Origin of the sequence: Actinotalea soli (assembly GCF_017565425.1) — a bacterium.
GTDB classification, from domain to species: domain Bacteria; phylum Actinomycetota; class Actinomycetes; order Actinomycetales; family Cellulomonadaceae; genus Actinotalea; species Actinotalea soli.
In genome coordinates, this window is the sequence record NZ_JAGEMK010000004.1 from 208,874 (window position 1) to 221,530 (window position 12,657).

At 72.2% G+C, this 12,657-nt stretch carries 11 protein-coding genes; 4 read left to right on the forward strand and 7 right to left on the reverse strand.

Annotated features, from left to right (window positions below; translation table 11 throughout):
- Positions 1–21: 21 nt before the first annotated feature.
- The 4 genes from J4G33_RS10035 to J4G33_RS10050 are packed head-to-tail and all read left to right on the forward strand — an operon-like array spanning position 22 to position 3,551.
- On the forward strand, positions 22–927 hold the full coding sequence (locus tag J4G33_RS10035; protein WP_208055826.1) for an ABC transporter ATP-binding protein: 906 nt from the start codon (positions 22–24) through the stop codon (positions 925–927).
- Positions 927–1,688: an ABC transporter permease gene (locus J4G33_RS10040; RefSeq protein WP_208055827.1), complete on the forward strand. Its 762-nt coding sequence runs from the start codon at positions 927–929 to the stop codon at positions 1,686–1,688. Before J4G33_RS10035 ends, J4G33_RS10040 begins: the two co-directional genes overlap by 1 nt.
- A gap of 19 nt (positions 1,689–1,707) precedes the next feature.
- Complete coding sequence (locus J4G33_RS10045) at positions 1,708–2,934, forward strand: sensor histidine kinase (protein ID WP_208055828.1); 1,227 nt, start codon at positions 1,708–1,710, stop codon at positions 2,932–2,934.
- Positions 2,931–3,551 carry a response regulator gene (locus J4G33_RS10050; RefSeq protein WP_208055829.1) on the forward strand — a complete coding sequence of 207 codons (621 nt, stop codon included), beginning with the start codon at positions 2,931–2,933 and terminating at the stop codon, positions 3,549–3,551. Before J4G33_RS10045 ends, J4G33_RS10050 begins: the two co-directional genes overlap by 4 nt.
- A gap of 72 nt (positions 3,552–3,623) precedes the next feature.
- Here J4G33_RS10050 and J4G33_RS10055 read toward each other — a convergent pair whose 3' ends face one another.
- From J4G33_RS10055 to J4G33_RS10085, 7 genes are all read right to left on the reverse strand, one after another.
- Entirely contained in the window at positions 3,624–4,655 is a 1,032-nt protein-coding gene (locus tag J4G33_RS10055) for an aldo/keto reductase (protein ID WP_208055830.1), read from the reverse strand.
- A 129-nt stretch (positions 4,656–4,784) separates the two neighbouring features.
- Positions 4,785–7,076, reverse strand: a complete 2,292-nt coding sequence (locus J4G33_RS10060) for an exo-beta-d-1,3/1,6-glucosidase (RefSeq protein WP_208055831.1) — start codon at positions 7,074–7,076, stop codon at positions 4,785–4,787.
- On the reverse strand, positions 7,073–8,146 hold the full coding sequence (locus J4G33_RS10065) for an ABC transporter permease (RefSeq protein ID WP_208055832.1): 1,074 nt from the start codon (positions 8,144–8,146) through the stop codon (positions 7,073–7,075). The genes J4G33_RS10060 and J4G33_RS10065 overlap by 4 nt, the downstream gene beginning before the upstream one ends.
- Before the next feature lie 3 nt (positions 8,147–8,149).
- Positions 8,150–9,235, reverse strand: a complete 1,086-nt coding sequence (locus tag J4G33_RS10070) for an ABC transporter permease (RefSeq protein WP_208055833.1) — start codon at positions 9,233–9,235, stop codon at positions 8,150–8,152.
- A complete protein-coding gene (locus tag J4G33_RS10075; protein WP_208055834.1) occupies positions 9,232–10,041 on the reverse strand; it encodes an ABC transporter ATP-binding protein in 810 nt (269 codons plus the stop codon). The genes J4G33_RS10070 and J4G33_RS10075 overlap by 4 nt, the downstream gene beginning before the upstream one ends.
- Entirely contained in the window at positions 10,038–10,862 is an 825-nt protein-coding gene (locus J4G33_RS10080) for an ABC transporter ATP-binding protein (RefSeq protein WP_208055835.1), read from the reverse strand. The genes J4G33_RS10075 and J4G33_RS10080 overlap by 4 nt, the downstream gene beginning before the upstream one ends.
- A gap of 86 nt (positions 10,863–10,948) precedes the next feature.
- On the reverse strand, positions 10,949–12,616 hold the full coding sequence (locus J4G33_RS10085) for an ABC transporter substrate-binding protein (RefSeq protein ID WP_208055836.1): 1,668 nt from the start codon (positions 12,614–12,616) through the stop codon (positions 10,949–10,951).
- Between the last annotated feature and the right edge of the window lie 41 nt (positions 12,617–12,657).

Here is a 12,657-nt window from a genome sequence, read left to right on the forward strand (position 1 = left end):
CGCCGGACCCAGGCTCGAGGCATGAACATCATCGAGGTCACGAACCTGCACAAGCGCTACGGCCCGACGACGGCGGTCGAGGACGTCTCCTTCACCGTCGAGGCCGGCGAGATCTTCGGCATCCTCGGCCCCAACGGGGCCGGCAAGACGACCACCGTCGAGTGCCTCACCGGCCTGCGCGCCCCCGACCGGGGCACGGTCAGCGTCCTCGGCCTCGATCCACGCCGTGACCGGGACGAGCTGCGGCAGCGCGTCGGCGTCCAGCTCCAGGAGAGCAGGCTGCCGGACCGGCAGACGGTGGGCGAGGCCATGGACCTGTACCGCTCGTTCTACCGTCGGCCGGCCGACGGCGGGCGGCTGCTCGAGATGCTGGGGCTCACCGACAAGCGCAAGGCCCAGTACCGCACGCTCTCCGGGGGCCAGAAGCAACGGCTCGCGATCGCCCTGGCCCTCGTGGGCAGCCCCGAGGTCGCGGTGCTCGACGAGCTCACCACGGGGCTGGACCCCCAGGCCCGGCGGGAGACCTGGGATCTCGTCGAGCACGTGCGGGACCAGGGCGTGACGGTCGTGCTGGTCACCCACGTCATGGACGAGGCCGAGCGCCTGTGCGACCGGCTCGCGCTGATCGACGGGGGGCGCGTGACGGCGCTCGACACCCCCGCGGGGCTGGTCGAGCGGGTGGGCGCCCAGCACCGGCTGCGGTTCCGGCCGGCGGAGGCCGTCGACGATCGGCTGCTGACCGACCTCCCGGAGGTGAGCGCGGTCCAGCACCAGGGCGCGCAGCTCGTGGTGACCGGCACGGGGAACCTCGTGCAGGCCGTCACCTCGGTGCTGGCCCAGCACCACGTCGTCGCCCACGACCTCCGGGTCGAGCAGGCCAGCCTCGACGACGCCTTCCTCACCCTCACCGACAGGAGGATCCCCTGATGCACGCTCTGACAAGACTCACGATCGCCGAGGTCAGGCTGTTCCTGCGGGACCCGGTCTCGGTCTTCCTCGGCGTGCTGTTCCCGGCCGCCCTGCTGCTCGGGCTCGGTGCCATCCCGGCGTTGCGCGAGCCGGCCGACGAGTTCGGTGGCGTGCCCTTCGTGGAGGCCTGGGCGCCTGCCGCCCTGGCCCTCGGGCTCGGCATCATCGCCCTCCAGCAGATCCCCGTCGTGGTGGCCACCTACCGGGAGCGGGGCGTCCTGCGCCGCATGTCCACCACCCCCGTCCACCCCTCCGCGATGCTGGCGGCCCAGCTGCTCGTGGCCCTCGGCGCCGCCGTCGTGGCGGGCGCCCTCGTGGTCGCCTCGGCCTGGCTGGTGCTCGACGTGCCCCTGCCGCAGCGGCCCCTCGAGTTCGTGGCCTCCTTCGTCGTCGGCTTCGGCGCGCTGCTCGCCCTGGGCACCCTCATCGCGGCCGTCGCCCCGAGCCTGCGGCTCGCGACGGGCCTCGCCACCTTCACCTACGTGGTGGCGATGTTCGCCGGTGGGGTCTTCCTGCCGCAGTTCCTCATGCCGGACGCGCTGGTCCGGGTCAGCGCCTACGTCCCGCCGGGCGTGCAGGCGCTGCTCGAGTCGTGGTCGGGGGTGGCGGCCGCAGGCGGGACGGCGGCGGGCCCACCGCTGATGCTGCAGGTCGGGATAATGGCGCTGCTGGCGGTGGTCGTCGGCGGCGCGGCGGCCACGCTGTTCCGCTGGGAGTGAGCCGGGAGGGGCGCGCAGCATGAGCGTGGACGTCGGTCGCGACGCGGAGCACTACCTGGCCGTGCTGCTCAGGGTGGTGCCCTGGGTCACGCTGCCGATCGCCACGGTGATCGCTGTGGCCCAGCCTGGCCAGCCAGGGACCGACCGCGCGGTCACCCTCGGCCTGGCCGGGCTCGCGGCCGCCTGGGTCTACGTGGCGTACACGCGAGCCTCGGAAGAGCGTCGGCGACGGACCGTGCCGATGCTGGTCTACGTCCTCGGGCTGCTCGTGCTGTGCGTGGCGCTCATGGTGCGGGACCAGGTGTTCCTGCTCTTCACCATCACGGGCTTCTTCCACGCCTTCCTGCTGCGCCCGTGGCAGCTCGGCGTCGCCGGGGTGCTCGCGACCTCGGTCATCCTCAACACCTTCACCATGGGTGTGCCGCAGCCGACGCTGCCCTCCCTCGGCACGTACCTGGGGGTCATCACCATCCAGACGGCGAGCATCGGCCTCGGGGTCGCGCTGGCGGAGCGCACCACCGAGCAGCACCGCCGGCGCAAGGAGATGATCGCCCGCCTCGAGGCGACCCTCGCGGAGAACGCCGGGCTGCACGCCCAGCTGCTGGCCCAGGCCCGGGAGGCAGGGGTGGTCGACGAGCGGCAGCGCATGGCCGGGGAGATCCACGACACCCTGGCGCAAGGGCTGACCGGCATCATCACGCAGGTGCAGGCCGCCCAGCGGGTGTGGGACTCCTCGGACCGGGCCCGCGAGCACGTGGACCGCGCCCTGGGCCTGGCCCGCGAGAGCCTGGCCGAGGCCCGCCGCTCGGTGCAGGCCCTGCGACCGCACCAGCTCGAGGAGGCGCACCTGCCCGAGGCCCTCGGCGACCTGGTCAGGCGCTGGGCGCGGGACGACGGCGTCGCGGTGCGGTTCGACGTGACGGGCGATCCGGTACCGCTCGGCCCGGCGGTCGAGGTGGCGCTGTTCCGGGTCGCGCAGGAGGCGCTGCACAACGTCTCGCGTCATGCCCAGGCCGGGCGGGTCGGGCTGGCGTTGTCCTACGTGACCGACGAGGTGCTGCTGGACGTGCGGGACGACGGGCGTGGGATGGCGGTCGACGGCGGGCACCAGGGCGAGGGGTTCGGCTTGCGCGGCATGGCGGAGCGGGTGCGGGGCGTCGGTGGAGCGATGCAGATCGAGAGCGCACCCGGGGAGGGCACCGCGATCAGCGTCCGGGTGCCCGCGGTGCCGGTGGCGGCGCCGTGATCCGCGTCCTGATCGTCGACGACCACCCCATAGTCCGCAACGGCCTGCGGGGCGCCTTCGTCGACGTGCCCGACGTCGAGGTGGCCGGCGAGGCCGCCGACGGCAAGGAGGGGGTGAGCGAGGCCGTCCGCCTCGGCGTCGACGTGGTGCTCATGGACCTGCGGATGCCGGAGATGGACGGGGTGCGGGCGATCGTCGAGCTCGGCCGGGCAGCCCCCACCGTCCGGGTCCTCGTGCTCACCACCTTCGACAGCGAGTCCGACGTGCTGCCCGCGATCGAGGCCGGGGCGGCCGGTTACCTGCTCAAGGACACGCCCCCCGAAGACCTCATCCGCGCCGTCCGCGCCGCCCACCGCGGAGAGTCGGTCCTGGCACCCTCGGCCGCGCGGCAGCTCATGGGTCGGGTCCGCAGGCCCGGCGGGCTCGCGTTGAGCGACCGCGAGGTCGAGGTGCTCCGCCTGGTCGCCGACGGCGCGTCCAACCGCGAGGCGGCCCGGCAGCTGTTCATCAGCGAGGCCAGCATCAAGACCCACCTGCAGCACGTGTACGACAAGCTCGGCGTCCGCGACCGGGCGGCCGCGGTGGGCGAGGGGTACCGGCGGGGGTTGCTGCGCTGAGGGGCCGCGGGCGGGAACCCGAGGGACTGGTTCCCGCCCGCGGGCGCCGAGAGTCAGCGCCTTCGTCAGCCCCTACCGGCCACCGGTCAGCGACCGGTGACGTTGCTGGACCCCCGCGGGCCCGTAGGGGTAGTCGTCGGCGCGGGGTGCGCTGACCTCGCTCAGCCGCTCGATCTCCTCGGTGGAGAGGCGAAGGTCGGCCGCGCGGAGGTTGTCGTCGAGCTGCTCGACGGTCCGCGCGCCGAGGATGACCGAGGTCACCGCCGGCTGCTCCCCGAGCCACGCCAGCGCCACCTGCGACATGGACACCCCGTGAGCGTCGGCGATCTCCCGCACGACGTCGAGCACCTTCCACGTCCGCTCGTCGGCGTTGCGCGCCGCCCACGCCTCCATCCCCCGCTCGGGGTTCTCCCCGAGGCGGGTGGCGCCGGTGGGGCTGACGTCGCGGCGGTACTTGCCGCTCAGCCACCCGCCGGCCAGCGGGGACCACGGCAGCAGACCCATCCCGGCGTCGAGGGCCGCGGGGACCACCTCGTGCTCGATGTCGCGAACCAGGAGGTTGTACTGCGGCTGCAGGGTCACCGGCGGGGCCCAGCCGTGCGCCCGGGCGACGTGCACCGCCTTGGTGACCTGCCAGCCGAGGTAGTTGGAGAACCCGTAGGCGGAGATCTTCCCGGCCGAGACGGCGTCGTCCAGGAAGCGCAGGGTCTCCTCGATGGGGGTGAGGGCGTCCCACGCGTGCATCTGGTAGAGGTCGACGTGGTCGACCCCGAGCCGGCGCAGCGACGCGTCCAACGCCTCGCGCAGGTGCCGGCGGGACAGGCCGACGTCGTTGGCGCCCTCGCCCATGGGGAACCGCCCCTTGGTGGCCAGGACCACCCCGCGGGCGTCGGTGGGGTGCTGGGCCAGCCAGCGGCCGATGATCTCCTCGGACACCCCGGCGCTGTACACGTCTGCGGTGTCGACGATGGTGCCGCCCGCCTCGACGAACCGGGTCATGATCTGGCCGGACGTCTCCTCGTCGGCCTCCGCACCGAAGGTCATCGTGCCGAGCGTCTGCGTGGAGACGACGGTGCCGCTCGCACCGAGCATGCGGTACTGCATGGGTCCTCCTGGGTGGTCGAGAGGTCGGGTGATTGAAGGACCCGACTCGATCACCACTATGGGTGCGGGGGCTGGGGTCAGCGACTCGCCGGCGGCTCGTTGCCGTGAACCACCCACCCTCCCCCGGCCTCAGCCGACGACGACGAACCCCGCCCGCACCTGGTCCTCCGCCCGGGAGGACCCTCCGACCCGCAGCTCGAACTCCCCGGGCTCGACCACCCGGGCCCCCGCGGCGTCGACGATGGTGCACGCGCTGACCGGAAGCTCGATCCGCACCCGACGCTCCTCCCCGGGCGCGAGCTCGACCTGCAGGAACGTCTTGAGCTCCTGATCGGCCCAGCTGACCGAGGTGATGCTGTCGCTCACGTAGACCTGCACGGTCTCGCGCGCCGGGCGGGACCCGGTGTTGGTGACCGTCACCTCGGCCTGCAGCACATCAGCCACCCCCAGGGTCGGCTCGAGGACCTGCAGGTCCCGGTACTCCACGGTCGTGTACGAGAGCCCCTGCCCGAACGCGAAGGCCGGACGCTGGGTCAGGTCGGCGTAGCGGTCTCCGTGCTGCCCGCGCACCTGGTTGTAGTAGGTGGGCTGCTGACCGACGTGCCGCGCGAAGGACAGCGGCAGCCGCCCCGAGGGCTCGACGAGCCCGAGCACCACCTCGGCGATCGCCCGCCCACCGGCCATCCCGGGGTTCGCCACCCACAGCAGGGCCGAGGCCTCGAGGGCAGCCGCCGGCAGCACCAGGGGCTTCGACGCGAGCAGCACCACGATCATGGGCGTGCCCGTGGCCGCGAGCGCCTCGAGCAGCGCGACCTGGCCGCCGAGCAGCTCGAGGGTGGCCGTCGAGCGGCCCTCCCCCACGAGCTCGATCCGGTCACCCACGACGGCGACCACGTAGTCGGCCTCGCGAGCAGCGTCGACGGCCCGGGCGATCGCGGCGTCGTCGGCCGGGGCGGAGAGCACCACGGGCGGGCGCGGCTGCCCGTCGGGGAACCGCTCGCCGTCGGGGTGAGGTTCGAGGGTGAGGATCTCGGCGCCCTGCTCGTAGGTGACGGTCCAGTCCGCCGGCACGTGGTCGCGGAGACCGTCGAGCACGGTCGTGATCATCGAGCGCGGGTGGCCGTCGGGGATCCACCCGGCCTGGCCCGAGCTCCCGGCCCAGTCCCCCAGCTGGGTCTGCGCATCGTCGGCGAGCGGCCCGACGACGGCGACCCGGGCGGGCCGGGTTCCAGCCTCCGCCACACCGCGCCCATCGGCCCCCGCCGTGACCCCGCCCGCGAGCGGCAGCACGCCGTCGTTCTCGAGCAGCACCACCGAGCGGCGCGCAACCTCGAGGTTCAGGTCGCCGTGCGTGCCGAGCACCGCGTCGATGCGCTCCGTGGAGGGCCGGCGCGGGTCCTCGAACAGCCCGAGCTCGACCTTGAGGGTCAGGATGCGCCGCACCGCCTCGTCGAACGCGTCCTCCTCGAGCAGACCACCCTCGACGGCCTCGAGGGCCCCCTCGTAGAAGCCCGGCGTCGTCATGATCATGTCGTTGCCGGCGCGGACGGCCGCGGCGGCGGCGTGGGCGTAGTCGGGCTGCACGCGCTGCTCCCAGACCATGCGGCCGACGTTGTCCCAGTCGGTGATGAGGGTGCCGGTGTAGCCCCACTCTCCGCGCAGCACGTCGTTGAGCAGCCAGTCGTTGACGGTGATCGGCACGCCGTCGATCGACTGGTAGCCGAGCATGAAGGTGCGGCACCCCTCACGGGCGACGCGCTCGAAGGGCGGGAGGAACCAGGACCGCAGCTTGCGACGGCTCAGGTCGGCCTCGGAGGCGTCTCGGCCACCCTGGGTCTCGGAGTACCCCGCGAAGTGCTTGGCGCTCGCGAGGATCGCCGTCGGGTCGTCGAGCCCGTCGCCCTGGTAGCCGCGCACCATGGCCGAGGCCAGCTCGCCGATGAGGTGCGGGTCTTCGCCGAAGGTCTCGTTGACGCGGCCCCAGCGCAGGTCCCGGGTGATGCAGAGCACGGGCGAGAAGGTCCAGTGGATGCCGGTCGCGGCGACCTCGACGGCGGTCGCCCGCGCGACCTTCTCGAGCAGCGCGGGGTCCCAGGTCGCGGCCATGCCCAGCTGGGTGGGGAAGATCGTGGCGCCCTCGAAGAAGGAGTGGCCGTGGATGCAGTCCTCCGCGATGAGCAGCGGGATGCCCAGGCGCGTCTGGGCCGTGAGGTCGTGGGCGCGCAGCACCCGCTCGGGAGACGTGTGCAGCACCGAGCCGACGTGCCGCCGCAGCACGTGGTCGTCGAGGTCGTCGCGCGCGTCGAGCTGGAGCATCTGGCCGATCTTCTCGGCCACGGTCATCCGCCCCAGCAGGTCCTCGACCCGCTCGGCGACGCCGAGGGTCGGGTCCAGGTACGGCGCGGTCGTGGTGACGGTCATCGGGGTCCTTCAGTGGTGGAGGCAGCGGGGGAGGTCGTGGTGATGCTCTCCCGGTCGGTGGTCACCGGGCGCACCGCAGTGGGACGGACGGCGGTCACGGGGTCGTTGACGTCCAGGCCGCGCTTGCGCATCGCGCGGGCCCGTTCCCCGGCGGACCGCAGGCGCGGGTTGACGTACTCGTCGATGCCGAAGTTGATCAGCGACAGCGCCACGCCGATGGCGGCGATGCACAGCCCGGGGGGCAGGAACCACCACCACTGGTTCTGCCGGAACGCCCCCTGCGCGCCGGCCCAGTTGAGGATCGTCCCCCAGTTGTAGGTGTTCACCGGGATCACGCCGATGTAGGACAGCGTCGTCAGGCCGAGGATCGCGGCGGTCACCGTCCCGACGAAGCTCGCCGCGATGAGGGCCATGAGGTTGGGCAGCATCTCGTTGCCGATGATGCGGTGCAGCGGCTCGCCGTTGGCGCGGGCGGCCTGGACGAAGTCGCGGTTGCGCAGCGACATGGTCTGCGCGCGCAGCACCCGGGCGCCCCACGCCCACCCGGTGAGACCCAGCACGGCCGCGATCACCACCAGCGGTGGGTTGTTGAACATCGAGGCCACGATGATGATGAGCGGCAGCCCGGGGATCACGAGGAACACGTTGGTCAGCGCGGAGAGGCTCTCGCTGCGCCAGCCGCGCAGGTACCCCGCGATCACCCCGACGACGACGGCGATGACCGTCGCCATGATCGCGGCGAGGAACCCGACGACGATCACCCCACGGGTGCCGTAGATGACCTGGCTGAGCACGTCCTCCCCGAGGTGGGTGGTGCCGAGCCAGTGCGCGCCCGACGGCGGCTGGAGGCGCGCGGTGCTGTCGACCTGGGTGGGCGAGAACGGCGCGATGACGTCGGCCAGGAGCGCGACGAGGACGAAGAACCCGAGGATCACCAGGCCGGTGATGGACTTGCGGTTGCGGAACATCGCGAAGGCCGAGCCCAGGCGGGAGCGGGCCGTCGTCGTGGGACGCGGTGCCGGTGCCGCGTGGAGGTCTGCTGCGGGCTGGGTGCGCAGGTCGGTGGTCATGGGTCAGGCCTCCGTCTGGCGGGTGCGCGGGTCGAGGAAGGCGTAGGCGACGTCGGCCAGGATGTTGGCGACGAGCACCGACAGCGTGATGACCAGGAACACGCCCTGCATGAGGGCGTAGTCCTTGGCGTTGGTGGCGTCCAGCAGCAGCTTCCCGACGCCGGGGTAGCTGAAGACCATCTCCATGACGATCGTGCCGCCGACGATGAACCCGATCGACAGCGCGAAGCTCTGGATCTGCGGCAGCACCGCGTTGCGGGCGGCGTAGCGCCACAGCACCCGACGGTTCGGCATGCCCTTGGCCTGCGCGACCATGACGTAGTCCTCGTCGAGCACCGTGAGCATCATGTTGCGCATGCCCAGCATCCAGCCGCCGAGCGAGGCGATGACGATCGTCGCTGCGGGGAGGGTGCCGTGGCGGATCACCTGGCCGATGAACTCGGCCGACAGCGCCGGCGTCATCCCCACGCCGTAGGCCTTGCCGATGGGGAACCACCCGAGGTTCACCGAGAACACGGCGATGGCCAGCAGCCCGAGCCAGAAGTACGGGATGGTGCTGAGGAAGGTGGTCACCGGGATGAGCCCGTCGAGCCTGCTGCCGCGGCGCCAGCCGACGACCGCCCCGCCGATGGTGCCGATCGCGAAGGAGACGATCGTCGCGAACCCCACCAGGCCGACGGTCCACGGCAGCGCCTGGCTGATCACCTCGGTGACGGGGCGCAGGCCGTGCAGCAGCGAGACGCCCAGGTCCCCCCGCAGCAGCAGGCCCCAGTAGTCCACGTACTGCTGCAGCAGCGACGCGTCGGTGTCCAGACCCAGCAGCGCCCGCAGCGCCTCGGCCGCCTCGGGGCTGACGTTGCGGTTGCGGGACAGGTACTGGTCGACCGCGTCGCCCTTCATCATGCGCGGCAGGAAGAAGTTGATCGTGATCGCGGCCCACAGGGTGAACAGGTAGAACGCGGCGCGCCCGGCGAGGAACCGCCACGGGACGCGCGAGTGGCCCTGGACGGTGGTGGTGGCCGTGGTGCCGACCTCGAGGGCGTCCCGCACGGGGGGCTCAGGCTGGGGCTGGGGCTGGACGGCGGTCACCGGGCACCTCCGTGCGAGCCGGACAGCGAGGCGAAGTGCTTCTCGGGGTCGGGGGACGCGGCCCGCAGCTCGCGGGTGTAGGGGTGCTGGGGGCGCAGGATCACGTCGTCGGCCGTGCCTCTCTCGACGACCTGGCCCTGGTTGAGCACCAGGATCTCGTCGCTGAAGTGCCGGGCGGTCGCCAGGTCGTGGGTGATGTAGAGGACGCCGAGGCCCTCGTCGCGCCCCAGGTCGGCGAGCAGGTTGAGCACGCCCAGGCGCAGGGAGACGTCGAGCATCGACACCGGCTCGTCGGCCACGAGCAGGCGCGGCCGGGAGGCCAGGGCCCGGGCGATCGCGACGCGCTGACGCTGCCCGCCGGAGAGCTCGTGCGGGCGGCGGTCGATCACGGCGTCGGGCTCGAGGCGCACCCGGTGCAGCAGCCGCCGCACCTCGTCCTCGAGCTCGGCCTGGGGCACGACGGCGTCCAGGCGCAGGGGTCGCTCGAGGTGGTACCGGATCGAGTGGTACGGGTTGAGCGAGGCGAAGGGGTCCTGGAACACCATGCGCAGGGTCTGCCGGTAGGCGCGCAGCCCGGCGCCGCGGCGTGGGATCGGCTGCCCGTCGAGGCGCACCTGCCCGCTGGTGGGCGTCTCGAGCTGGGTGAGGATCTTCGCGATGGTCGACTTGCCGCTCCCGGACTGGCCGACCAGCCCGATGGTGCGGCCGGACTCCAGGGTGAAGCTGACGTCGTCGAGGGCCTTGATCTGCCCTGCCCCGCGCACCGAGTACACCTTGGTGACGTGGTCGAACTCCAGGACCGTCATCGCACGACCACTCCTCGTTCTCCGGTGAGGCGGGGGAAGGACGACAGCAACGTCTTGGTGTAGTCGTCCTGGGGGTTGGTCCAGATGCGCTCGGCGGTGTCGAGCTCGACGATCTCGCCCTCGCGCATGATCGCGATGCGGTCGCTGATCTCGAGCAGCAGGGGCAGGTCGTGGGTGATGAAGACGACCGTGAAGCCGAACTCGTGGCGCAGCTGGGAGATCTGCCGCAGGATCTCGCGCTGGACCAGGACGTCCAGGGCGGTGGTCGGCTCGTCCATGACCATGAGCTGGGGGCGCAGGGCGAGGGCCATCGCGATCATCACGCGCTGGCGCATCCCGCCGGAGAGCTCGTGCGGGAAGGAGCGCGCCCGCTGCCGGCCCACCTTGACGATCTCGAGCAGCTCGGCGACGGCCTCGCGTCGCTCGGCGCGGGACATCTGGGGCCGGTGGACCACGAAGACGTCCTCGAGCTGCGCACCGATCGGGGCCACCGGGTTGAGGGCGTTCATCGCACCCTGGAAGACCATCGAGACCTTGTCCCAGCGGAACCGGCGCATCTGCTCGGCGTCGAGGCGGTCGACCTCGACGTCCTCCCCGGAGGCGTCGTGGAACACCACCGAGCCGCTGGTGATGACCGCGGGGGCCTTGAGCAGGCGTTGGACGCCGTAGGCGAGGGTGGTCTTGCCGCAGCCGCTCTCCCCGGCGAGGCCGAGGATCTCGCCCCGGCGCAGCTCGAGGGTGACGTGCTTGACCGCCTCGACGGGCGGGTCGACGTCGTAGGTGACCGAGAAGTCGTGGACGGACAGCAACGCATCACGCATCGGTGCGGGCTCGCTCTCTGGGGGTCGTCGGGGGGGGGGGGGGGGGGGGGGGGCGCCCCCCCCCCCCCCCCCCCCCCCGGGCCGGATCACTCGACGGGCTCGAGGTTCACCAGGACCTGGACGATCCCCGGCTGCGTCGGGTCGGCCGAGGCGTAGGCGTCCTCCTCCGAGGGCCAGCCGACGTAGCTGCGGGTGTTGAACTCGCCGAGCAGCGGGTGCGCCCCGAGCGGGATGGCGGGTACCTGCTCGACGAACGCCTCCTGCAGCACGGCCGAGGCAGCGGCGCGGTCCTCGTCGGTGGAGGCGGTGGCGTAGGTGTTGAGGGCCTCGGTGACCGCGGCGTCCTCGAAGCGGCCGAAGTTGAACTGCGCCCGGTCGTCGACGATCCAGCGCGGGTCCATGGTCGAGGTGTAGAGGCCGTAGGAGTTCCCGGTGTCCTCGAGCCAGTGGATGATCGCCTGGAAGGTGCCCTCCTGGCGGGCGGCGTCCCAGCCGCCCCAGTCAGGCTGGTCGACGGTCACCTCGATGCCCAGGGCCTCGTCGAGCTCCTCGGCGATCAGGGCCTGCTCGGTGTTCCAGTCGCTCCACCCGGCCGGCACGGAGATCGAGAAGGTGACGCGCTCGCCGTCGGGGTCGATCAGGGCGTCGCCCTGCCAGGTGTAGCCGGCGTCGGTGAGGATCTCGCGGGCCTTGTCGACGTCGACCGCGTAGTCCTGGCCCTGGTACTCGGGGATGATCTCGTCCTCCAGCACGCTGCTGAGGCCGGTCACGTTCCAGACGGGCTCGCTCGCACCCTCGCGGGCGATGTCGACGTAGGCGTCGCGGTCGATGGTCCAGGCGAGGGCCTGGCGCAGGGCGACGTCGTCGAAGGGCTTGGTCTGCAGGTTCATGAACAGGGTGCCGGCGCCGGCGGTGGGCGAGACGAGGAAGTGGTTGGCCTCGTCGGCGGCGAGGTAGCTGTCCTCGATCTGCGGGATGAAGGCCTGCGCCCAGTCGGCCTCGCCCGAGACGAGGGCGGTGGTGAGGGCGGCGTTGTCGCCGTAGGAGACGTAGTGCAGCTGGGGCACGGCCAGCTCCCCGCCCCAGTAGTCGGGGTTCGCGGCGAGGGTGACCGACTCGGTGGACCAGGAGTCGAGCACGTACGGGCCGGTGCCGACGGCCAGGCCGTCCTCGGTGAGGGGATCGGTGTTGGGGTCCTCGATGCCCTCCCAGAGGTGCTTCGGGACGATCGGGGTGTGCAGCACGCGGGCCTGGGCGGTGAACTTCGACTCGGCGAAGGTCAGGGTGATCGCGTCGCCGTCGACGGTCGCCCCCTCGTAGCCCAGGCCTGAGGTGTCGGTGAGCCGGCCGTCGAGGTACTGGTCGAAGGTGTAGACGATGTCCTCACCGGTGAACTCGGTGCCGTCGCTCCACGTCACGCCGCTGCGCGGGACGACGGTGAGCTCGGTGTAGTCGTCGTTCCACTCCACGGACTCGGCGAGCCACGGGGTGGTGGCGAGGTCGCCCGTGGGGTTCACCAGGGCGAGGGGCTCGAAGATCACCTTGGCGTAGCCGTACTTCGAGGCCGAGGAGTCGCCCAGGTAGGGGTTGTGGGACTCGGTGGTGATCGCGCCGTCGGGCTTGGCGATGGTCAGGGCGGCGCCTGGTGTGGCGGACGCGTCCGGGTCGGATGCGCTGGTCTCGCCCGACCCGCAGCCGGCGAGGGTGAGCGCCGCGACGGCGCTCAGGGTGACGAGGGAGGTCCGTAGCCTCATTGCTTCTCCTTCGATCTGCGGGGACGCGGTGCACCCGCCAG